General features: G+C 64.6%; 22 protein-coding genes. 9 read left to right on the forward strand and 13 right to left on the reverse strand.

Going from position 1 to position 22,492, the window contains the following annotated elements; genetic code table 11:
• The first annotated feature begins 125 nt into the window (after positions 1 to 125).
• Both IPM60_13640 and IPM60_13645 read left to right on the forward strand, forming a co-directional pair.
• Positions 126 to 1,532: a calcium-binding protein gene (locus tag IPM60_13640; protein MBK8908898.1), complete on the forward strand. Its 1,407-nt coding sequence runs from the start codon at positions 126 to 128 to the stop codon at positions 1,530 to 1,532.
• Between the two features lie 117 nt (positions 1,533 to 1,649).
• Positions 1,650 to 2,501, forward strand: a complete 852-nt coding sequence (locus tag IPM60_13645; protein ID MBK8908899.1) for an SDR family oxidoreductase — start codon at positions 1,650 to 1,652, stop codon at positions 2,499 to 2,501.
• Here the strand turns inward: IPM60_13645 and sulP are convergent.
• The 5 genes from sulP to IPM60_13670 all read right to left on the reverse strand — a co-directional run bounded on the left by sulP (position 2,483) and on the right by IPM60_13670 (position 6,496).
• Positions 2,483 to 4,276 carry a sulfate permease gene (sulP, locus tag IPM60_13650; GenBank protein MBK8908900.1) on the reverse strand — a complete coding sequence of 598 codons (1,794 nt, stop codon included), beginning with the start codon at positions 4,274 to 4,276 and terminating at the stop codon, positions 2,483 to 2,485. The two genes, IPM60_13645 and sulP, sit on opposite strands and share 19 nt — an antisense overlap.
• 43 nt (positions 4,277 to 4,319) lie before the next feature.
• Positions 4,320 to 5,234, reverse strand: a complete 915-nt coding sequence (locus IPM60_13655; protein ID MBK8908901.1) for an MBL fold metallo-hydrolase — start codon at positions 5,232 to 5,234, stop codon at positions 4,320 to 4,322.
• Positions 5,235 to 5,251: 17 nt separating this feature from the next.
• The gene (locus IPM60_13660; GenBank protein ID MBK8908902.1) at positions 5,252 to 5,701 is read right to left on the reverse strand and encodes a YeeE/YedE family protein; all 450 of its coding nucleotides are present in this window, start codon (positions 5,699 to 5,701) and stop codon (positions 5,252 to 5,254) included.
• Positions 5,702 to 5,704: 3 nt separating this feature from the next.
• Entirely contained in the window at positions 5,705 to 6,133 is a 429-nt protein-coding gene (locus IPM60_13665; GenBank protein ID MBK8908903.1) for a YeeE/YedE family protein, read from the reverse strand.
• Between the two features lie 180 nt (positions 6,134 to 6,313).
• Positions 6,314 to 6,496: a hypothetical protein gene (locus IPM60_13670; GenBank protein ID MBK8908904.1), complete on the reverse strand. Its 183-nt coding sequence runs from the start codon at positions 6,494 to 6,496 to the stop codon at positions 6,314 to 6,316.
• 96 nt (positions 6,497 to 6,592) lie between these two features.
• On the opposite strand from IPM60_13670, the gene IPM60_13675 reads away from it, so the two are divergent.
• From IPM60_13675 to IPM60_13695, 5 genes are all read left to right on the forward strand, one after another.
• Entirely contained in the window at positions 6,593 to 6,958 is a 366-nt protein-coding gene (locus IPM60_13675) for a hypothetical protein (protein MBK8908905.1), read from the forward strand.
• 2 nt (positions 6,959 to 6,960) lie between these two features.
• Entirely contained in the window at positions 6,961 to 8,361 is a 1,401-nt protein-coding gene (locus tag IPM60_13680; protein MBK8908906.1) for a cytochrome ubiquinol oxidase subunit I, read from the forward strand.
• Between the two features lie 24 nt (positions 8,362 to 8,385).
• Entirely contained in the window at positions 8,386 to 9,390 is a 1,005-nt protein-coding gene (gene cydB / locus IPM60_13685) for a cytochrome d ubiquinol oxidase subunit II (GenBank protein ID MBK8908907.1), read from the forward strand.
• The gene (locus tag IPM60_13690) at positions 9,390 to 9,518 is read left to right on the forward strand and encodes a DUF2474 family protein (protein ID MBK8908908.1); all 129 of its coding nucleotides are present in this window, start codon (positions 9,390 to 9,392) and stop codon (positions 9,516 to 9,518) included. Before cydB ends, IPM60_13690 begins: the two co-directional genes overlap by 1 nt.
• 114 nt (positions 9,519 to 9,632) lie before the next feature.
• On the forward strand, positions 9,633 to 10,493 hold the full coding sequence (locus tag IPM60_13695) for a carbohydrate kinase (protein MBK8908909.1): 861 nt from the start codon (positions 9,633 to 9,635) through the stop codon (positions 10,491 to 10,493).
• Here the strand turns inward: IPM60_13695 and IPM60_13700 are convergent.
• The 7 genes from IPM60_13700 to IPM60_13730 all read right to left on the reverse strand — a co-directional run bounded on the left by IPM60_13700 (position 10,471) and on the right by IPM60_13730 (position 18,051).
• Positions 10,471 to 10,926, reverse strand: coding sequence for a CBS domain-containing protein (locus IPM60_13700; GenBank protein ID MBK8908910.1), 456 nt, complete (start codon positions 10,924 to 10,926; stop codon positions 10,471 to 10,473). The two genes, IPM60_13695 and IPM60_13700, sit on opposite strands and share 23 nt — an antisense overlap.
• A gap of 97 nt (positions 10,927 to 11,023) precedes the next feature.
• Positions 11,024 to 12,160, reverse strand: a complete 1,137-nt coding sequence (locus IPM60_13705; protein ID MBK8908911.1) for a sulfotransferase — start codon at positions 12,158 to 12,160, stop codon at positions 11,024 to 11,026.
• On the reverse strand, positions 12,138 to 13,526 hold the full coding sequence (locus IPM60_13710) for an aspartate aminotransferase family protein (GenBank protein MBK8908912.1): 1,389 nt from the start codon (positions 13,524 to 13,526) through the stop codon (positions 12,138 to 12,140). The genes IPM60_13705 and IPM60_13710 overlap by 23 nt, the downstream gene beginning before the upstream one ends.
• A 369-nt stretch (positions 13,527 to 13,895) precedes the next feature.
• Positions 13,896 to 14,360 (reverse strand): helix-turn-helix transcriptional regulator, encoded by a 465-nt coding sequence (locus IPM60_13715; GenBank protein ID MBK8908913.1) that lies wholly within the window; start codon positions 14,358 to 14,360, stop codon positions 13,896 to 13,898.
• 26 nt (positions 14,361 to 14,386) lie between these two features.
• Entirely contained in the window at positions 14,387 to 15,028 is a 642-nt protein-coding gene (locus IPM60_13720; protein ID MBK8908914.1) for a GNAT family N-acetyltransferase, read from the reverse strand.
• On the reverse strand, positions 15,025 to 15,237 hold the full coding sequence (locus tag IPM60_13725; protein MBK8908915.1) for a transcriptional regulator: 213 nt from the start codon (positions 15,235 to 15,237) through the stop codon (positions 15,025 to 15,027). Before IPM60_13725 ends, IPM60_13720 begins: the two co-directional genes overlap by 4 nt.
• 453 nt (positions 15,238 to 15,690) lie before the next feature.
• Positions 15,691 to 18,051, reverse strand: coding sequence for a DUF2235 domain-containing protein (locus IPM60_13730; GenBank protein MBK8908916.1), 2,361 nt, complete (start codon positions 18,049 to 18,051; stop codon positions 15,691 to 15,693).
• 468 nt (positions 18,052 to 18,519) lie between these two features.
• Between IPM60_13730 and IPM60_13735 the strand changes: the two genes are divergently transcribed.
• A complete protein-coding gene (locus IPM60_13735) occupies positions 18,520 to 18,696 on the forward strand; it encodes a CsbD family protein (GenBank protein MBK8908917.1) in 177 nt (58 codons plus the stop codon).
• 245 nt (positions 18,697 to 18,941) lie between these two features.
• Here IPM60_13735 and IPM60_13740 read toward each other — a convergent pair whose 3' ends face one another.
• Positions 18,942 to 20,630, reverse strand: a complete 1,689-nt coding sequence (locus IPM60_13740; GenBank protein MBK8908918.1) for a ShlB/FhaC/HecB family hemolysin secretion/activation protein — start codon at positions 20,628 to 20,630, stop codon at positions 18,942 to 18,944.
• 599 nt (positions 20,631 to 21,229) lie between these two features.
• Between IPM60_13740 and IPM60_13745 the strand changes: the two genes are divergently transcribed.
• A complete protein-coding gene (locus IPM60_13745) occupies positions 21,230 to 22,363 on the forward strand; it encodes a FecR domain-containing protein (protein ID MBK8908919.1) in 1,134 nt (377 codons plus the stop codon).
• The last annotated feature ends 129 nt before the right edge of the window (positions 22,364 to 22,492 follow it).

Here is a 22,492-nt window from a genome sequence, read left to right on the forward strand (position 1 = left end):
GGGCATCCGAACACTTGGCGCGTGGGGGCGCTTCGCAAAGGCGACATGCGGGCGGCGCGCGTTCGGCGACTGCGGTCGCGAGCGCGTGATGCCGCTTCTGCGTTCGGCGATCAGGGGAGAGGAACATGCCGTCACAAGGATACAAGACCGTCTGGGAATTCAACGCCAGCATCATTTCCGACGCCGAGAGGCAGGCGTTCAACGCGTTCGTGGCCGGGAAGGACAACCATCCTGAACACTTCGCGGTGCAGTTCGACTTCGATAATCCGGCGCACTGGCTTTGGCTTCACAACAATTACCAGCACCCGACGATCAACAAAGCTAAGGAGCTTGTGTTTCGCCTTGATGATGACGATTTAAACCTTCATTCGCAGAGCCAGTTGTGGGCCAACGATACGGGGGCCGGTATCTGGAATCAAAGCGCAGAGACCGGCTACCGCCAAAGCCTCTACGATCATTCGTACGAATTCAGTTTCAAGATGTTCCTCCCCCGCGGCGCCAATGCCTGGCTCGGCGATACCCAGTGGTTGAACGTCCTTCAAATGCACAGGCTCGAGAGTGGATACGCGGGCCCGCCGCCCGTCGGCGTCTATATCGACAAGGACAAACCGGGCGGCGAAGCCGGCAAGGCGTACTTCCATCTGGAGGCGCGGGACGAGAGTTGGACCAGCGGGGAACCGAGGCAGGCGGATGTCTGGGCCGGGGCCGCGATCGAGACCAACAAATGGTACACGCATACGGTCAAGTATACCCAGGCGGAACAAGGGTTCCTGTCATGGCAACTGGACGGCAAGACCCTGTTCACCGGCACGATCGACCTGGGTTTTCAGGGGCCGGGTGAGACTTCCAAGCTGATGTTGCCGTCGTTCGGCGTCTACAATCATTCCATACCCGGCGCCGAGTCGACTTCTCCGGATTCTCGCGTCATTAAGTTCAAGGATATGTGGCTCGCCGAGATGGCCGTCGACGGTGGCGGCGGCGGTGGCGGCGGCGGTGGTGGTGGCGGCGGCGGCGGCGGTGGTGCTGACCCAGGGGCAGACATCGTCGGCACCGGCCGTGCGGATCTGCTCATCGGCACCGGCTCCGGCGAGAAGATCTTCGGCGGCAACGGGAAGGACACCCTCAAGGGCGAGGGCGGAGACGATCAGCTGTTCGGCGACAACGGCATCGACCGCCTGGAAGGCGGCACCGGCGATGACACCCTCAACGGCGGCGTCGGCAGCGACGACCTCTATGGAGAGTTCGGCGACGACACGTTCGTGATCGATACCTTGCGGGGGGTCGACAGGATCCACGATCTTGAACGGGGCGCCGACACCATCCAGTTGAAAAATCTGAACGGCATAGAGCCCGGCAACCTCGCACAGGTGCTGCGGGCTGTCGAAGTGGGTTCGGAGATCGTCATCCAGTACGACAGCAACGGTGCAAAGAAGGGCGGCTACAAGGACTTGGTGCGGGTGATGGATGTCGATCCCAACGCAGACTGGTCGATCAATGCGTTGATCGACGACGGCAGCATCTGGGCGACGTGACTCGCACGATGTGCTAGCACCAAGTAGCGCCGCGCGGCGGCATACTGCCGGGGGGAACCTTGCGGGTCGACGTTCGTTGATCCTGGGTTCCGGCAACCCCGGCAGTATGAGGCCAACATGGACCAGAAGTTCCCCCCGCAGCATCAGGACCGCCAGCCCGGGCGCGAGCATGAGATGCGCCCGGAGCCGGAGGTCATCCGTACGGCATACCGCGGCAGCGGCAAGCTCGCGAACAAGGTTGCCATCGTCACGGGCGGCGACAGCGGCATCGGACGCGCCGTTGCCGTGCATTTTGCACGGGAAGGCGCGGATGTCGCCGTAGCCTATCTTGAAGAGGACAAGGACGCCGAGGAAACGCGGCGGATGGTCACGGACGAAGGCCGCCGATGCGCTCTGTTTCGCGGCGATCTTGGCGATCCGTCCGCCTGCGAGGCGTTGGTCAAGGAGGCAATGGGAACGTTCGAGCGCATCGACGTGCTGGTCAACAACGGGGCGGAGCAGCACGATGTCGACACGCTGGAGGAGATCACCCCGGAGCATTGGGACCGAACCTTCCGCACCAACATTCACGCCTATTTCTATCTGACCCGCGCTGCCCTGCCCCACATGGGCGAGGGATCGAGCATCATCAACACCACCTCCGTCAACGCCTACAAGGGGAACGCCCACCTCATCGCCTACACGTCGACCAAGGGAGCCATCGTCGCCTTCACGCGGTCTGCGGCGCTGACCCTGGTCGAGCGCGGCATCAGGGTCAACGGCGTCGCCCCCGGGCCGGTGTGGACGCCCCTGATCCCGGCGACGTTCCCGGAAAAGAAGGTGAGTACGTTTGGTGGCCAGGTGCCGATGGATCGGGCCGGCCAGCCGTCGGAAATCGCGCCCAGCTACGTCTTCCTGGCGAGTGCCGATGCGTCGTACATGACGGGGCAGATCCTTCACCCCAACGGCGGCTACATCGTCAACGGCTGACCGTTCCTTGTCTCGACTGCCCCCGCCGGCATCGGCGAGGCCAAAGCGCGGGCGGCGGCTTCGGGATCCAGAGAGCGGAAGGCGTCGTACTGGCTGAGGAACACTTTGCCGGTGAAGCGCTCGAAGAAGTCGCAACGGCGAAGCCGGTCCATGACCGGGCCCTTGACCTCCGACAGATGAAAGGCAACGCCCGCGGCGTGGAGACGGTCGTTGATGGCCTCCAGGCTGTCCAGGGCGCTCGAATCGATGAAGTTGACCGCCGGGCACATCAGGATGACGTGCCGGAGGTCCGGGCGGTCCGCCACGAAGTCAAGGATGTGATCCTCCAAGTAGCGGGCGTTGGCGAAGTAAAGGCTCTCGTCGACCCGAACCGTCATCACCTTCGCGCTGGTGACGACCGCGTGGCGGAGTACGTTGCGGAAGTGCTCGCTGCCCGGCACCTGCCCGACGATGGCCATGTGCGGACGGCTGGTCCGCCACAGGAACAGGAGCAGCGAGGACAGGACGCCGGCGACGACGCCAGCCTCCACGCCCACGGTCGACACCACGATGATCGTCACCGCCATAGCGGCGAAGTCGCTCTTCGAATATCCCCAGGTGCGACGGATCGCCGCTACATCGACCAGCGCCAGAACGGCGACGATGATGGTCGCAGCCAGCACCGCCGTCGGCAGATAATGGAACAGCGGCGTCAGAAACAGCGCGGTCAGCCCGATGCCGGCGGCAGTCAGAACGCCCGCAAGTGGCGTCTCGGCGCCCGCGTCGAAGTTGACGACCGAGCGCGCGAAGCCGCCGGTCACCGGGTAGCCGCCGCTCAGCGCTGCCGCCACGTTGGCCGCCCCGAGGCCGAGCAACTCCTGGTCCGGGTCGATGCGCTGGCGCCGCCGCGCGGCGAGCGTTTGGGCCACCGAAACCGACTCGACGAAGCCGATGACGCTGATCAGGACTGCGGCCGGCAGCAGATCGAGCCACAACTCGGCATCGAGCGGCGGCACGGCCAGCGGCGGCAACCCCGGCGGTATGGCGCCGACGACGTCTACTCCCGCCGTAACCGGGCCGAGGGCGGCGACCGCCACCGTCGAGACGGCGACCGCGGCGACCGGACCGGCCCGCGTCAGCACAGTCGCCAGACGCGGGCCGGCACCGAAACGCAGCATTAGAGGCTTGAGCCCGCTCCGCACCCAGAACAGGAAGGCCAGCGAGAGGACGCCGATGACCAGGGTGGCCAAGTCGGCGGAATCGACCTCTGCGAGCAGAGCCGAGACGATTTCCGGAAGGGTATGGCCGGAGGCGCTCACGCCCAGGATGTGCTTCAGTTGGCTGGCGGCAATCAGCACTCCGGACGCCGTGATGAATCCGGAGATCACCGGGTGGCTCAGCAGGTTGGCGAGAAAGCCGAGCCGCAATACACCCATCGCGAGGAGAAACAGCCCCGACAGCAGCGCCAGGGCGATCGCCGCTGTCAGGTACTCCGGGCTGCCGGGGGTGGCGACCCGGCTGACGGCCGCCGCTGTCATCAGCGAGACGACGGCGACTGGACCCACCGCCAGGACGCGGCTGGAGCCAAATATGGCATAGCCGAGCAGCGGCAGGATGCTCGCATAGAGACCGACCTGAGGCGGCAACCCGGCGAGCAGCGCATAGGCCAGGCTCTGCGGGATCAGCATGATGGTGACGATGACCGCCGCCATAAGGTCGCTGCTGAGCATAGCCGCCGTATAGCCGCGCCCCCAGTTCAGCGCCGGCAAATATCTTGTTGAAGACGCGAGGCGCATCGCCCAGCGTCCCAGCGGGCGGGGCTCATCCATCGGGCGTCGATCAGAACACGTTGAGCGGGATCTTGAGGTAGCGGGTGCCGTTGCTCTCGGGCGGCGGCCACCGGCCGGCCCGCATGTTGACCTGCACCGACGGCAGGATGAGGCGCGGCATGTCGAGGGTCGCGTCGCGCCCGGTACGCATGGCGACGAACGATTCCTCGTCGATGCCGTCCCGCACATGGACGTTGTGGCGGCGCTGCTCGCCGACGGTGGTCTCCCACCGGTACATGTCCCGCCCCGGCGCCTTGTAGTCGTGGCATAGGAACAGCCGCGTTTCATCCGGCAAGGCGAGGATGCGGCGGATCGAGCGGTACAGCTGGCGCGCATCACCGCCCGGAAAGTCGCAGCGGGCAGTGCCGTAGTCGGGCATGAACAGGGTATCGCCGACGAAGCCGGCGTCGCCGATCAGGTAGGTCATGCAGGCGGGCGTGTGTCCGGGCACATGCATGGCGCGCCCATCAAGGGAGCCGAGGCTGAACGTCTCGCCGTCGGAAAACAGGCGCTCGAACTGGCTGCCGTCGGCGGCAAACGCGGGCTCCGCGTTGAACAGTCTCGCGAAGGTTTCCTGCACCGTCTTGATGTTGGCGCCGATGGCGATGCGCCCGCCGACCGCCGCCTGGATATGAGGAGCGGCGGTGAGATGGTCGGCATGGACATGAGTCTCGAGAATCCACTCGACCGCGAGGCCGCGCTCGCGAATGTCGGCGATGATGACATCGGCGGAACCGGTGCGGGTGCGCCCCGAGGCCGGATCGTAATCCAGCACCGGGTCGACGACCGCGCACCGCAAGGTGGCCGGGTCGCTGACCACATAGCTGACGGTGTAAGTGGCCTCGTCGAAAAACCCCCGCACGTCCGGCCGTCCGCCCACAGCCGGGGCCGCAGCGGGTGAACTCGCATCGGTGCCGACGGACATGAGCGTTCTCCCCCGGATCAAGGTCGCGATGGAGCCGGACGCCGGAGATCGCCCCACCGGGCCCCGACCCGGTTGGTCATGATCATGGCGCCCGCCATGAACGCGACGAAGACGATGGTTTCCGCGGCGCCGCCGGCGAGGCCAGCCAGTGCCGGGCCGGGACAGTAGCCGGCCAGTCCCCAACCGGCGCCGAACACGGCGGCGCCGAAGATCAGCTTCGCGTCGATGTCGCGGCGCGTCGGCACATGGAAGCCGGAGTCGAACAGCGGCCGCCGGCGGCGGAACACCAGGCCATACCCCGTCGCGGTGACGGCGACGGCGCCCAGCATGACGAACGCGAGCGACGGGTCCCAGTCCCCTGCCACGTCGAGAAATGCCAGGACCTTGGCCGGGTTGATCATTTGCGAGATGGCGAGGCCGGCCCCGAACAGGATGCCGGCAATCAGGGCGGCAAGAACGCGGGCCATGCTTCAGTCTCCTGCCAGATGGCGGACAATATAGACGGTGGCCGCCGCCGCCGCCATGAACGTCGCCGTCGCCGCGAACGACCGCGGTGAAAGCCGCGCAAGGCCGCACACGCCGTGGCCACTGGTGCAGCCGTGGCCGACCCGGGTGCCGATGCCGACCAGCGCCCCGGCGACGGCGAACGCCGGCAGCCCGACCGTGAAGGTTATGGGCGGCGGCGCGGCCGAGAGTGCGGCCACCGTGAGGGCTCCCAGCGGCAGTCCGATCACGAACGCCGCGCGCCACGGCCAGTCGTTCGCGACTCCAGGCGGCAGCACCCCGGAAAAGATGCCGCTGACGCCGGCGATGCGCCCATTGGTCGCCATCAACACGACGGCTGCCAAGCCGATCAAGGCCCCGCCCAGCGTGGCGGAGAGTGGCGTGAATTCTGTCATGGTCGTTGCCTTCCGTTAGACGTATCGCCGGAAGATGCGGAGAGCCAGGAAAGCGGCTCGCGACATATTCTACTAGCTTAATATAAGAAGACGCACATGTGCGTCAAGCACCCTGCATTTCGGGTCGCGACGCGCCGTGCAGGGCCGTGCTGATGAGCACATGGACCTTGCGATGCCCGATCACATGCCTGCTCCCTGACCTCGTCCGCACCGGGGAATGGGATGCACGTCGACCGCAAGCGCCTTCAGCGGCGAGATGTAGAGGGTACGCAGACCGGCCGCGGGATGCGCCGCGACGTCGATCATCGACGGCAGGAAACCGGCCAACGCCTTGCCGCCGCCGGTTGCGGTGATCAGCAGCACGTGCCGGCCGCCCTCGGCCGCAGAACGGTTCCGGTAGCAAGCCGGTCATGCCGACATAGATATGTCGTATCGACCCGCCGTCAGGAGCCCGATCGCATGTCCGGTCGTCTCAAAGGTCCATGCTTCAAGCCGAAGCGCGATGAGTTGACCGTGGATTGCGTGCTGATGTGCGCCCAACGCGGTTACGGCGAACGCTCGTCGTTCCACTCGGACCGCCGCTTCGGTCCGGTGCGGGCGGTGGCTCCGGGACTGGTGCTTGACATCGCATTCCATTCCCTGCATCGCTCGACGCGCCACAAATCGGGGGTCGCGATGCGGTTTCCGCGGGTGCATCGTATCCCCCGGGACAAGCCGACCGCCGAAGCCGACGAGCTTGATCGGCTGACCCGCCTGATCGACGATGAGAACCGGCACGCTCCGACCAGGGCTTGGCCGGCCGAGCTCATGCAACCAGCGAGATGATCATGCCTGCGTTCGATGTCGACCCCGTGCTGCTGGCGCGCATTCAGTTCGCGTTCACCATTTCGTTCCACATCGTCTTTCCGGCGATCTCGATCGGGCTGGCGAGCTACCTCGCCGTCCTCGAGGGCCTGTGGTTGTTGACGGGGCGGGACGTGTACCTGCGCCTGTTCAAATACTGGCTGAAGATCTTCGCCCTGGCCTTCGGCATGGGCGTTGTCTCCGGCATCGTGATGAGCTACCAGTTCGGCACCAACTGGAGCGTGTTCTCGGACAAGACAGGACCGGTGCTGGGCCCGCTGATGGGCTACGAGGTGCTGACCGCGTTTTTCCTCGAGGCCGGGTTCCTGGGGGTGATGCTGTTCGGCATGCAGCGCGTCGGCCGCGGGCTCCACTTCTTCGCGACCCTGATGGTGGCGTTCGGCACGTTGTTATCGGCGTTCTGGATCCTGTCCGCCAACAGCTGGATGCACACCCCCGCCGGCTTTGCGATCAACGAGTTCGGGCAGTTCGTGCCGGCGGACTGGTGGGCGGTGATCTTCAATCCGTCGTTCCCCTACCGCCTGGTGCACATGGTGCTGGCGGCGTATCTCAGCACCGCGTTCATCGTCGGTGCGGTCGGCGCCTGGCATCTGATGCGCGATCGCTTCAGCCAGCCGGCGCGCACCATGTTCTCCATGGCGATGTGGATGGCGGCGCTGGTGGCGCCGCTGCAGATCGTCGCCGGCGACCTCCACGGAATCAATACGCTGGAGCACCAGCCCGCCAAGATCGCCGCCATGGAGGGGCTGTTCGAGACCACCGCCGGCGCGCCCCTCATCCTGTTCGGCATCCCGGACATGGAGGCGGAGGAGACGCGCTACGCCATCGAGATCCCGAAGCTCGGCAGCCTGATCCTGACCCATGATCTCGACGGCGAGGTCAAGGGGCTCAAGGACTGGGTGCCGGCCGATCGGCCGAACGCCGAGATCGTGTTCTGGACATTTCGCGTCATGGTCGGCCTCGGCGTGCTGATGGTCGCCATCGGCGTCGCCAGCCTGGTTTTGCGCTGGCGGGGAAGCCTGTACGCAACCTCCTGGCTGCACTGGTGGGCGCTGGCGATGGGTCCGTCCGGGATCCTTGCGATACTTGCCGGCTGGATCACCACCGAGGTCGGGCGCCAGCCGTTCACGGTCTACGGCATGCTGCGGACGGCGGAATCGGCCTCGCCGATCGGTGCGCCGGGTGTCGCCGCCTCCCTCGCCGCCTTCGTCGTGGTCTACGTCATCGTGTTCGGCGCCGGGGCGATCTACATGCTGCGGATGATGGCGACGCCGCCTGACGAAGGCGACGAGGCGCCGAAGCATGGCCGGCCGATCCGCTCGGCGGGCGTCACGCCGGCGCCGGCCATGGAGCATGAATCGTGACCGCGGCGATGGGAGGGCGTTGAAATGGAAGCGAGCCTGCCGTTCATCTGGGCGTGCCTGATCGCCTTCGCGATCCTCGCCTACGTCGTCCTCGACGGATTCGACCTCGGCCTCGGCATTCTCTTCCCGTTCATCAGAGGCGCCCGCGATCGGGACACCGTCGTGAACTCGGTGGCCCCGGTGTGGGACGGCAACGAGACGTGGCTGATCCTCGGCGGCGGCGGGCTGCTGGCCGCGTTCCCGCTGGCCTACTCCGTCGTCCTCACCGCCCTCTATGCGCCGATCATCGCGATGCTCATCGGCCTGATCTTCCGCGGCGTCGCCTTCGAGTTCCGGTTCCGATCGGTCGAGAACCGGGCATTCTGGGACTTCGGCTTTGCCGCCGGCTCCTACGTCGCCACCTTCTGCCAGGGCATCGCCCTTGGCGCTTTCGTCCAGGGCATCGCCGTCGAAGGCCGGCACTACGCGGGCGGGTGGTTCGACTGGCTGACGCCGTTCAGCCTGATGACAGGCGCGGCCCTGGTCGTCGGCTACGCGTTGCTCGGCGCGTGCTGGCTGATCATGAAAACCGAAGGCCCGCTGCAAGAGCGGATGTATCGCAGCGCCCTTCCGCTCGGGGTCGGCGTCGTGGCGCTGATCGCCGTCGTCAGCATCTGGACGCCCTTCCTCGACCCGGAGATCGCGGACCGCTGGTTCTCATGGCCCAGCATCGCGCTGGTGTCGCCGGTTCCGCTGCTGGTCGCCGGTCTGGCAGCGACGCTGGCCTGGTCGCTGATGCAGCGGCGAACGGTCCTCCCGTTCCTCACCGCCCTCGGCCTTTTCGTGCTGTCCTATGTCGGGCTGGGGATCAGCCTTTATCCCTACATCATCCCGCGCAGCTACACCATCTGGCGCGCCGCCGCGCCGCCCGAAAGCCTCGGCTTCATGCTGGTCGGCGCCGCGGTGCTGCTGCCGATCATCCTCGGCTACACGGCCTATGCGTACTGGGTGTTCCGCGGCAAGGTCGGCCACGACGAGGGTTATCACTGATGGCCGCGTCCGGCGCGAGCGGACGCTCCCTCGCCAGCCGCCTCGCCTGGTTCGTCGGCCTGTGGGCGGCCGGCGTCGCCGCCCTCGGCGTCATCGGCCTCCTGATCCGCACCGCCCTGGCGTCGTAGGGGCGTCCAAGCCGGCTAGCGTCCCCCTTCCCTTGGAAGAGGTTCGTCCGAGTCCCTTGTGGCGGTCGACCGACAGCGGCTAGGTTCCTCCGACATGACGGACGGAGTGGGTGAATGGCGGACATCGTGGTTCTCGGATCGGTGGCCCGCGACGAGATCGTCAAGCTGCACGAACCGCTGCGTGAAGGAACGCATCTTTCCGGCGCGTGGCGAGGCCCCCGGTTGGGCGGCGGCGCCGCCTGCACCGGGGTGCCTCTGGTTCGGGCGGGGCATCACGTGACCATCGTCGGCTCGATCGGCCAGGACGAACTTGGCCGGGATCTGATGGCGGCGCTCGTCGAATCCGGCCTCGACACCTCCCAGATGCGGCCCGTCGATCAATCCTCGACCCGCTCCATCATTCTGGTCGACGGCGACGGCGAGCGGACGGTCATCAACGTGATGCGGAGCCACGAGGAGGAGCCGCCGAGAAGGCTTCTCGATCTCCAGGCGGACTGTGTCTACGTGCGAAGCCGCCGCCGTGATCTGGCGCCGCTCCTTCGCGAGAAGGCCGAGTCCTCCCTGCTCATCGCGCACGTCCCGCCGAGCATGTCCGGAGCCCGTCCGGCCCACATTCTCGTGGCCTCTGCGTCCGACGTGACCGGCGAGTTGCTTGCGGACCCATGGGCGGCCGGCAAGGAGGTCGGCGGCGACCTGCTGCAATGGATGATCGTGACCCACGGCGCCGACGGGGTCGCCGCCTATGCGGAGGACCAGGTGTTGCGGGTGCCCGCCCAGCCGGTCGTGCCCATCGACACCACCGGCGCCGGCGACTCATTCGCGGCCGGCCTGGTGCATGCCCTGATGTCCGGCGCGACCATGCCCGACGCATTGGAAACCGCAGTCGCCTGGGGCGCCGAGGCGACCCAGTACGAGAGCTCCATCCTTCCGGAAGCGGCGATCGCCCAGTTGCTCAGTAGCGGGCGTGCGAGCTGAACAGCCACTCGGTGAGGTGATCCACGTCCACCTGCGCCCACTGGTAAAGGAACTCCAGCGCCTCCCGGCGCGCGACGATGCCGATCAGCTTGCCGTCGTCGACCACCGGCGCATGGCGAATACCGCGCTCCGCCAGTCCCTTCAGCACATCTTCCAGCACGTCGTCGGCGCGACAGGTGAAGACGTCCGTGGTCATCACCTCCTCGACCTGCATCTTTGCCGCAGCCTCTTCATGCAGGCCGAGGGCGTGGGCGATGTCGCCCAACGAGATGATGCCGAGCAGCCGCTCGCTATCGTCGACGACAACCGAAACCGAGAAGCGTTTGCCGCCGGTAGGATGGCCGAACCGGCGCGCAGCCTCTGCGACCGAGGTGTCCGGTTTCACCGTGAACACCGGTCCGCCGTATTTTCCGAGATAGCGTTCGACCTTCACGTCATTCTCCCCCGCCTGTCCACAAAGCAGAAGCGTTGTAACGGATGAGGAAAAACGATGCAATCGCCGCACCGCCGACCTCCGGGCATTGGCAATGCTACTTCGCCATCCGCTCCCAGGCCGCGACGGCGTCCGGCCAGCGGGCGTCGACCTTGGCGCGGTCGATGGCGGAGATGGGATCGGCATTGGTGCGGTAGCCGTCGACCGTCGCCAAATACTGAGCCAGGCGGGGGCGCGTCGCCTCCCACGCCGGGAGGCCCAGCCGGGCGTGGATGTCGGCGAGCACCGCGACAGGATCCCGGCACAGGCGCTCATAGCTGACCTCGACGAGGTGCCGGGCGGAGAGACACCCGCGTTCTGCCTCGAACGCGTCCATCAGGCGGGTGAAGGTGGTGAGAACGAAATCGTCGATGTCGATCTCCGCGAACGGCTGCAAAGCCAGCTTGGGCAACAGGGTCCGGTAGTAGCGCCGCGTGGAGACGAACACCTCGTACGGGTTGCGGCGGATATGGATGAATTGCGCGCCAGGCCAGATCCCGCACAGCCGCGCGAGGCGGCCGGTGTAGACCGGGTTCTTGATGACGATCCGCGACGCGCCCTGGTGAATCGCGACCTTGTCCGCGAACTCCTTCGCCAGCCGCGCCCATCGGGCGATCTGCGGCTCGCCGACCCCATCCAGGAACACGCCGCGGTCGATCAGCGCCTGGAAGTGTCGGGGGAAGTAGACGGCGTGAAAAACCGAGAGGTTCTGCAGGTTGGCGAGCGGGATCTCGTCCTCCTGCGGCGAGGTCGGCGTCACCGCCACCCGATCCACCTCCCGATCCTCCGGCAGGGCCCGTTCGAGCAGCGGCCGCAACCATGTGCCTAGGGTCAGGAGCTCGTCGGGCAGGCCGCTCGCGATCGGGGAGATGTGCCCGAACGCGGGGGAACAGCCCATCAGGCCGTGCAGATGCGTGGTGCCGGTGCGCCAGTGGCCGATGATGAACAGCGGCGGCTCCGGCGGCGATCGCGAACGCCTGAGGCGCGCAAACCTGGCCGCCTCCCACAGCCGGAACGGCGATCGGGCGGCGGCGCTCAGCACCATCATCGCGACCAGCCGCCGATGCTCCGGCGCGACCGGCCCATAATCGCGGAGGACGCGGAGCAACGTCGTGAGACGCGCCCCCATCAGCGGATGCCGCAGGCTCGGGCGCGGCACCGTTGCTGCAGCGTCAGCGCCGTGCGGCGATGGCATGTCCGGCCAGCGTGGTGCCGAGGCTCCAAATCGATCCCGGGACCTTGTGGCAGTCGGCGATGACGTCATCGAACGCCGCGACCGTCCACGCCACGTCGGCCTCGTCGATCACCAGCGGCGGCAGCAGCTTGATCACATGCATGCCGTGGCCGGCCACCTGGGCGAGGATGCGATGCTTCGCGAACAGCGGCACCAGCACCATCTGGCTGAACAGCGACTTGTCCGCCTTCTCCAGCATCGCCCACGAGGCGCGCAGCTTGAGGCTCTGCGGCGGCCCGAACTCGAGCGCGATCATCAGGCCCTTGCCGCGCACGTCCTTGACGAACTCGTAGCGCTCGACGAACGGCGCCATGGCAGCCATGAGCCGCTCCCCCATGGCCTTGGCGTGGCTCACCAGCCGCTCCTCCTTCAGGACATGCAGGGTGGCGAGGCCGGCGGCCATGGCGGCGTTGTTCTGGCCGAACGTGGAGCCGTGAATGACCGCCCGCTCCATGCGGTCGAACACCGCGTTGTAGATCCGCTTCCGGCTCAGCACCGCGCCCACCGGGATCTGCCCGCCCGACAGCGCCTTGGCGGTCACCAGCATGTCGGGCTCGACGCCCCAGTGCTCGACAGCCCACATCGCTCCGGTGCGGCCGAGGCCGGTCTGGATCTCGTCCGCGATGAACACCGTGCCGTAGCGTTCGCAGAGCCGCTTCGCTTCCGGGAGGTACGAGTCGGACGGGATGTTGACGCCCTTGCCCTGGATCGGCTCCACCACGAACGCCGCCGCCGTGCGCCGACGAAGTGCGGCCTCGAGCGCCTCCAGGTCGTCGAACGGCACCATGTGGCAGTCCGGCAGCAGCGGCCCGAAGCCGTTGCGGAACGTTGCGTCGCCGTTCAACGACAGCGAGCCCATGGTGAGCCCGTGGAACCCGTGGTCGCAATGGATAAGGCCGTCGCGGCGGGTGGCGTAGCGGGCGAGCTTGATCGCCGCTTCCACCGCCTCGGTCCCCGAGTTGGCGAACAGCACCTTTTCGAGGCCGTCGCCCGGCGCCGTCGCGAGCAGGGCTTCGGCAAGCAACCCGCTCAGCGGCGAGACGTCCATCTGCACCAGGTTGGGAAGCTCGGCCTCCATCACCTCCTGCAACGCGCCGTTGACCACCGGATGGTTGCGGCCGAGCGCCAGCGCCCCCCACCCGCTCAGCAGATCGAGATATCTATCGCCGTGCTCGTCGAACAGGTAGGGTCCCACCCCGCGCGTATAGTGCCGATCGAACCCGATGGTCTTCAGAACACGCACCATCTGCGTGTTCATCAACTGCTCGTGGAGCTTGAACTTCTCCCCGCCGCGCGAGCGCAGCAGGTCCTCGATGAACCGCGACATTCCGTACCTGCCCTTCGGGGATCGTTCCGCCGGTCATGGCGTCCCACGGCATCGCCTTCCAGCCCGGTGCGGCGCGATGCTACGAACTATATACCCCGCCCGTGCCCGAGGGTCAGCCACCAAACCCGCGCCAGCGACCCACTCACGGGCGGGTCCGATCCCCGCGTCAGGATCGCCTGCGGCAAAGGCGCTCATGCCGGCGAGGCAGCGGCCGCGGGACCGATAGCGGCCACGCCCGCTACATTGCCTCGTTCGACGACGGGAGAAGGTCGAGCGCAGAGGGGGCTCGGGATTCCCGAGCCCCCTCAAAAACCTTTTCCACGCGTTTATTTATGTCAGCTGCCGTTCGCGGCGAGAGAATGATATTTTTCAACGCGCTTTGTCACCTGGTTCGCTTTTGTCACTCAACACCATAATAAAGCTTTCCAGAGCGGCGTTCTCTTCCGGCGTCAGCTTTTCGATCGGTTCCGACCGGGCTGCAAAACGCATGGCTTCCTGCTTGAACCGAACATCTTTGGCAATGGCCAGTCCGGCCAGCTGCGAAAGCTTCGTGTTCGGAACATCAAACGCTCGTGCGAGCTGATAGACCGTTCTCGGCTCCGGTTTGTGGTGCGCGTCATCTTCTATGCTGACAAGTTCGCCAAGATCGACATCCGCCGTTGCTGCCAGCTCCTCCACGCTTAGCTCTTTCTTTCTCCGCATCAGCCGAACGAACCGGCCAAATGCAATCTGAGCTTCTTCTCCATGGTGTGGCGCGGGGCTTTCCGCATTAGTGTCCAAGGCGAGAAGGCCAGCCCCGATCTCAGAATCTCCCTCGATCTGAGCCCTGGCCATGCACCACTCCTTTGTCACCTCCAGTTTCATGTGCTCCTTCCTTTCTCTTCTCCTGTCTCAATGAATGACCGTGCCTGTTTGGGGGTCATCTCAAAGTAGCGGAGGCCTTGATAGGCAGCATCCGGACCAAGATCCGTCATGCCGCATTTCCTTCCGTAAAAGTTGTTAGCCTGCGGCAGCGAGTGAAGACCGATCCGTCCCTGAAACTCTTCCTGCAGGCTCAGCTCGATCGCCGCTCTTATCAGCATACTTCCGACGCCCCGGTAACGGGCGGGGTTATAAAGCTCCGGCCTGTTCCACGGGGCATTCTCTAGGTAATCGACATAAACCAGTGGCTTCGCCCTTTGGCTTTCGATCCGGGACGTCCGTGTCAAATCAACCTGCATCATGCCCTGCGTTATCCCGTCACACACAATGCAGAAGGTCTGATGCGCAAGAAGGCCCCGGATGCGTTCCATTTTGGTTTGCCAGTTCCAGTGGGCGCTTTGTGGCCTTACTTGCCGCACCCCTTCGGCATCAAGCCGCAACAGCGCAATCCACAAAGCCGGTTGCCAATGGTCTTCCCAATCTCGGAGCTGGTCCTCCGATATCGCGTCACGCAGCTTTGCTTCTACGGCATATCCACTCTCTACTTCTAACAAATAGACAGTCGATGATTCTATCGTCACAGCAGCATAACCTCCGCTTTTTCCTTGGTCGTCTCGTTCTCGAAGAAGAACCTTTCTCCCGCCTCAACCCGAGTCTCGATGAGCTGGTAGAGCCTCAGGGCTTGGCGCAACACGGCCGTCTTGCTGAGGTCCTTTTTCGCCGACAAGTCTTCCAGAGCCCTCATTTCTGGCTCTGTCAGGTTGAGCGTCATGGTCCGTTTGCCATTCATGCGAGCCTCCTTATCCATGCTCAACATAGCAGCCGGATCGGAAAATGTCAACAAATAATAGCTATCGAATAGCTATTATTTAGCCACGCAATATTTATCATCGGGCGATATCAACATCATTGAGGATGTTATGTCTGGACGAAACCGACACGGGCCTTGCGGTCTAGCCCGAGCGCGGTCGATGGGCTTCGTCGGTGCGTGCAACGGCCAGTGTCCTACAGGCAGTGTCCGACCTATGGCCTGAAGTGCGTGAAGGGACGACGTTGGGCTGGGAGCCCGCCACATTCTTCCGGGAAGGAGTGATACGCCATGACCGGGGATATCGTTGTTGAGCCTCCCTCGAATTGGTGGCTGCCTTGCCGGGCTCCTTGGGGAGCAGGAAGGCGCTTGGTGACGAGATCGCGTCGGAGTTTCACGGCGACCGCTAAAACCCGTGACAGTCAGCCCCTTGGACTATTGCACGAGCTCCAGGCGGATCTCGGTGCTGCCCACATTGTTCGCATAGAACCGGTCGCGCGAGCTCCAGGGATTGATCGCGTCGTTGACATACAGAAAGACGGCGCCGGAGCGGGCCGCTTCGAACTCCGCGACGTAGACCAGATCGTGAGGATCGACGCGCTCGACCTCGAGTGCTTGACTATGGCTGAACAGCGTCCAGTCCGGCACGACCTTGACGATCGGCTGGAGCCAACGGTGCGCCGGCGAGCGGCGCAAGAAGGCGGCCGGCCGCAGGTACCAGGGCAATTTCTCGGATTCGAAACCAACGGGATCCGCCGCGATGCCTTCGTCCCGCCAAGCATCCCTGACAGTGAGTGTGACCCGGTACCGGAGTCCCTCGGTCACCGCGAGCCCGGTGGACCAGCAGCGGTCGCTGATGGTGAACAGCTCCGGCACGGTGACCGGCGCGGCAACGGGCTCCGCCGGGCCGAGCGTGCAGAATAGTTCCGATCTTTCGCCAACAGCGATCGAAACCCGGTGCGTCACGGTGAAGGGCACCGCCAGCAACAGAACCACTCCCATGCCCAGCACGAGCAAGCCAAACAAGAATGGAACCAGCCGCCATTTCAGGTACCGGAAAAATCTCTGGTAGACCGGATTCGCCCGAACCCGATAGGCGGCGCTCCGGCAGGGGTCACCCCGCGGCGCCGGCGGCATGCCGGGCCGCCCAAGGGATTTTGCCCAGAGCGCGCGCATCCGGTCGTGGATGCGCGTCTGCAGCCGCGTGCTGGTGGACAGCAGCAGCAATATGGCGATCACCAGCACCGCGAAGAGGCCGGGCCTTGCCGTGAAAGCCTCGATCCATATTTGGACGAAGCCGGGCAAAATCGTTCCGGCGGCCGAAATCACCGGAACCAGGAGGCATTGTGGACCCGCGCAAGCCGACGGCGGCAATACCGCGTTGATTACCGGCATAAGAGCGAGCAACAGGGACATGCTCACGGTCGTGAAATAGCTGATCCGTCTGCGCCAGACGACGTTCCACACCCATTCCTGCTGTCGGGCCCGTTCCCCGGCGTCGGTCTCGGGCGCGGGGACGATCCCGCCGTCGGCAAGGGCGACGCTATAAGCTTCAGGCAGAACGATGGGGGCATACGCGTCCGTCCCGGATCGGATCCGGTTGACCACGCTCTCGTGGACCACCACCGACTTGAGCTGCGCGCGCTGATCCCGAACCGGATCGACCATGATCAACGAGGTCGGGTCGGGCAGATCCTTGCGGGCCCGGATCTTGCGCGGCTGATACCGGTAATAGCTGGCGAGGCCGCGGCGGGAATCGTGCAACGGCCCGAACTCGTTGAGCGCCCCCTGGACCTCCATGACGGCTTCGGGCCTGAGGCGCAGGCCGGCTCCGGCCTCCTTCATCATCCAGTTCAGCGAGACGAACGCCAGCGCGTCGTCCGGATAGCCCCCCCCGACGTTCGAGTGCATGCCCGCGAACCAGACTTGGCGCATGCGGCCGGGCTGGATTTCGCCCGCGTCCTCAAGCCTCTCCTCCTCCTCTTCGTCCCAGAGCAGCGGATGAAAGGTGTCGCGCTCGTCATCCAGTGCCAGCGCATGACGCGCCTTCTGGACTTTCGGGGACAGCTTATAGTTCGGCATCGACAGCGGCCAGACCCAGCGATCGATGCCGCGGGACATCTCGGTGATCGGCAAGCCATAAGCCGCCACGGTGTCCCAGAGGCCGACAAACGCAATTTTCCCGATGGGGATATTGTTCTCCCTCGAGTAGAGCGGTTTGCCGGTCAGATTGCGCCAAAGCCGGAGGATCGCGTCGCGGAGCCAGCGCAAACTGCGGAGGAAGAGCAACCTTAGGAACTGAGATCCCGGTGGATTGAAGCGCTTGCGGTAGGCACGATAGGCGTCGCGAGCATCGCGCTGGAGTTGCGCCTCGCCCGAGTACGGGACGAGTCCTTGCTGGACAACGATCCCGATCACCAGGCGAATGGTGAATGCGCCGCGACTGAACCCGAAGGCATATATGTCGTCGCCCTCCCGGTAATTTCGGCAGAGAAACGTGTAGAGGTCGAGGACATTGCGCTTCAAACCGACGCCAAAAACACCGCCGAGGAGCATCAGAGGGCGGAACGTCGACGTGCCGACGCCGTTGTCGTAATGGGCGATCTGCTCCGCCTCTCCCGCGGCCGCTTGGTCCGCGGTCACCGGATCCGTGTCGAGCGCCTTGTAGAGACGCCAGACATTCGTCTTGAACAGCTTGCCCGAACTGTTACCCGTGCCATCGGAAAAGATCGCGATGACCCGCCGACCCCGTTCGCCCGGGACTACAGCCGGTTCGTGTGCCCCGCCTTTTGCCATTGCCTTCCCCGTTCAAGGCCAGTCGGGAGGGGCGCCGGGCCGGAGGTGTCGGGCCGACGGACTTCTCGCCGATGCCTTTCGGGGCATCACCGCCACCTGGCAAAATAAAGCAAAGATACAAACGACGTCCCGAACTGTCTGGCCACCAGCGCCTCCCCGCCAAACCGGCTGGCTACGTTCTTTGCGAGGGCAGTTCTTGTTTATTATTCTCCCCCCTACTACCCCATACTACTGCGTCTGAGGCGCGCCAACAAGGGCCGGGAAGAGAAGTGGAAAGAAGATTATTGGTCCCGGAGCCGGTTTCACGAAACATGGTGGGAAACATGGCGGGAAACATGGTGGAGAGCCGAGTTGCCCGCAGATCGCGACATTCGGAGGAGGCGCGTACGAGGCGCCCTGATAGCGACGGACGTGGAACTTGACGCCGCTCTTCGCGTTGCTCCTTGCACACGATGAAGGAGAAACTCGATGGATGAAGACCGCACCAAAGGAAAAGCCAAGGACGTTATCGGCTCGGCCAAAGAAACGGTCGGCAAGGCGACCGGCGACAAGGAGACGCAGCGCAGCGGCAAGGCCGATCAGACCGAGGGCAAGGTCCAGAAAGGCGTAGGCAAGGCCAAGGACGCCCTCCGCGGCAAGAAGTGAGGGATCGGGATGCTCAAGTTCATTGGTGGCACCATTGGTGTTATCTTTCTGATCGGTCTGCTCGTCGTTATTGGCCTGCTCGTGCTTATTTTCTGAGCCGACCACATCTCACGGGCAAGAACGTCGCGACATTACCGACGACGCCCGCGCGGTCCTGAGCCACCCAGGGCTGTCCCCACGTCTGGAACAAGACTTCGACCAGCGCGATGACGGCGCGATGGCTGTGGCGGCTTCGGAAACGCGGATCAGAAGTCTGCGCTCACGATGACGAAGGCGCGCACATCCTTGTTGCCCTGATCGAAAACCGGGCGTGTGAGCGGCTTGGCGACGAGGATGTCGGTGCGCAGTCCGGGAAGGAGCGTGAAGCGGACGCCCGCTCCCGCGGAAGCGAGCGAGTCCCGTATCGTGCCCGCGCCGCGCACCTCGTTCCAGACCGCGCCGAAATCGTAGTACCCGTACACCTGGAAGGCCTCGAGCCAGGGTTCGCCGACGTCACGTCCGTACCTGAGTTCGACCGCTGCGGCCACGCCATGCTCGCCTGCGATTTCCGAGAAGTTGTAAGCACGGCCGAAACGGCTGCCACCCACCGCGAACTGCTCCGGGAAAAGCAGGGGGTGAAGGGAAATTTGGCCCGCAGCATCGAATTGCAGGCCGAAGTTCTCGCTTAACCCCTGTTGCCGCGTGACGCCGAAGTTGAACTTCGTGAAGTCGGGCCGACCACCCGCGCGGGATCGCAGCGCGGCATCCACCTCGCCGGCCCCCAGAATGCCGACCCCCTGACTGACCTGGGTCGTGAGAAACGTCGCGCCGCCAAACGAATCGACAAGATTGTAGTCTGCTCTCGCACTAAGAACCCGAACACGATCCTTGAGCACTGTCGCACCGTTCAGTTCCTGCTCCGAGTTGAGCAGGTCGAAATTCCCCGATAGCCACAGGTTTTGCCGCCGGGAGCGAATCAGCGGGTGCCAGATCCGGAACGACAGCAGCACCGCCCGGCTTTGCGGATCCGGCTGCAGTGCCGCGCTTTCGTTGACGTCGCTCAGGTACCCGAACAGCGAGAGGTTTGTCCCGTTGAAACCGACCGGCTTCTCGATCGACAGCGACCCGTACTTGAGTTCCCTAGGGTTGTCGGGCACGGTGAGTACCGTCGCTTGCAGCCTCTCGCGACGTCCGAGCACCGTATTGAGCCCGCCGCCGAACCAGGCTTGCAGTGGACCGACGCCTTCCGTCCCGCGATTGTCGAAGGAGGCGAATGCATCGACGGCGTCGTATTCGGTGGACAGGATCAGTTCGTAGATCCCGCGCGCCTCGTCCTTCGGCCTCAATCTCGCCGAGACCGTGATGCCGCCGATGTCATTGATCAGCAGAATGGCCCGTTCAAGGGCATCGAGGCGTAGGGGACGTTCTCTGACGATCCGCTCGGCATAGGGGCCGAGGAGGGCGTTTTCGCCGGCGCCTCCCTCGAACACCACGCTCTCCACATAGCCTTCGATAGCGACGATGCGCAGAATCCCCGCTTGCAGGTCCTGCGGAGGGGCCACCGCTCGCGACAAAAAATAGCCCTTCTCCCGGTAGAGCCCGGTCATTCGATCGAGGATTCCACTGACGTCCGCCGTGGTGACGCGGCGGCTCAAGAACTCGTCGTAAAGGGGCGCAAAATCTTCCGCCGTGAACACCGTTGCCCCCTCGATCGACACGGCCGCGAGAACAAATTCGATCGTCTCGAGTTCCTCCACGACGGCTGTAGGAGGAGATGGCAACTCGGGCTCGGGAGGCGGGACCGGCGCCTCCCGCTCGTTGATGCGCCGCACGATGTCGGCGGCATTCTCCGTGCGGAGCAACGGCGCGCTGATTTCTTGGCCAAAGCCGGAAACGCAACCAATCATCACCAGAAGCACAGAAACGCCGAGCCTTGTCGCACTCAGCCGGGCCATTTCGCCGGTTCTCACAAATCACCTGTCGTCATCACACAACACGAGCGATGCCGGCCTCACGGCATCTACGTTGATCAATTTCGTGTCAGGCAGGGCGTAGCCGTCGGGGGCCCGACTTTGGTGACCACGCCCAGAGCATCCGCGGAGGCGATGCCTAATATACCCCAAATGGGTTAATCAATGCCCGCATTCAACAAGAGCGTATCCGTGAGCGCGTGTCCGAAGCCTGGCCGTAAAGCGAACTGGCTCTATCGACCGATAGCGAAAAAAGACAGTTGCCACGTGTTTCGGCGATAATTTCAAGTAAACGCTTACAAATATCGAACGTATCATCAGCGATCTACAGAAGTCACCAGCTTGTAGCAGAATATGATCTTATAACAAAGCAATTTTAGCCAATTTTTTTGCAGTTTTCGTGCGTGTATATAAACGTTTATTTAAGTTCATGTGATGGCTGTCACAGAATTATACCCCCGACTGGTGGTATACCTTGACCGTGGAAGCTGCGTGCATCGGCGATGCGACTGCGATGGCCAAACCCAACCAGGGCGCACACGAGCCGGCTGTCAGCAGCGGGTTACGGAAAACAGGAGCCCCTCATGTCTCTGAAAATTCGGACCAAAGCGTCTTTGGTCTTCCTGGCGTTCGCAGCGACTGCCTTCGCGAGCGGAAGCGATCGCGCCAACGCCGGCCAATCCGATCCATGGGTCGTCTTGGACGTGCAGGGACAAGTGAGCGTCGAGCGTGCGCTGGAAAGATCCGGGTACCTCAGGAAAGGAGACCGAGTGGAACCCGGAAGCCGTCTCAGTTCCGGCCCGTCGGGGAGGGCAAAGTTTGCGAACAATGGGAGCACCGTGACGCTTGCGCCGGACAGCAGCATGGAGGTGCCGGTCAGCGGCAACGATGGTGCGCGGACGACCATCGTCCAAAGTCTCGGCGCCCTTTTCTTGAAAGTGGACAAGCGGCGGACCGAACACTTCGAGGTGCGAACGCCTTATCTCGCCGCAGTCGTCAAGGGTACGACGTTCAACGTCAGTGTCCGGGACGGCGCTGCTTCGGTGCATCTGGTCGAGGGCGCCGTGCGCGTCAGCGACTTCGCCAGCAATCAATCTCGACTCCTCCGGCCTGGCGAGACGGCCTTGGTATCGCCGCGTAAAGGCTCCGGCGTATCGATCGTCGGCGGGTCGCGCCAAACTTCGGACCAATCGGTGCCGAACGACAACCCCAGGGACACCGGCATCAACGAGGCGCAGAACAACGGCCAACAGACGCAGAAACCGCAAGCGGTCGGCAACGCCAAGGTATGGAAGCTGACGCGGACCCTCGGCGGAGCCGCCGTCGATGTCGCCGAACTCACGGACGGGCTTGTTCGCGACGCACGACCCGGCAGGTCGAGCGGGCGGATGGCGAACAAAGGCGACCGCGCCGGGTACGGCGTCGGTTTGGGCGCCGGCGGCAACCCGGGCAGCGGCAGCAACGGCCGGGGCTGGGGCGCGGGCGGCAACCCGGGCGGCAGCAACGGCCGGGGCTGGGGCGTCGGCGGCAACCCGAGCAGCGGCAGCAACGGTCGGGGCTGGGGCGCCGGCGGCAACCCGGCCAGCAACGGCCACGGCATCGTCAGGAGCCCCGGGGGCAATCCGCACAGCAACGGCAACGGCCAGGCCTACGGACCGAACGACAACCCCGGGAAAGGCAATGGCAAGGGCAATGGCAAGGGCAACGGCAAGGGGTAAGGGAAAGGGGGCCTGAAAAGCCCGTGGATGGCCGCGTCAGGCGCCTCGGACCGCGAACGGTCTGAGGCCTTGACGGGTTGAGCATCGAGTCTCGGAATTGCGCCGCAGCCCCGATCAGAACGTCGCAGC

It is taken from the genome of Rhodospirillales bacterium, assembly GCA_016710335.1.
Taxonomy (GTDB): Bacteria; Pseudomonadota; Alphaproteobacteria; order Rhodospirillales; family Defluviicoccaceae; genus JADJXQ01.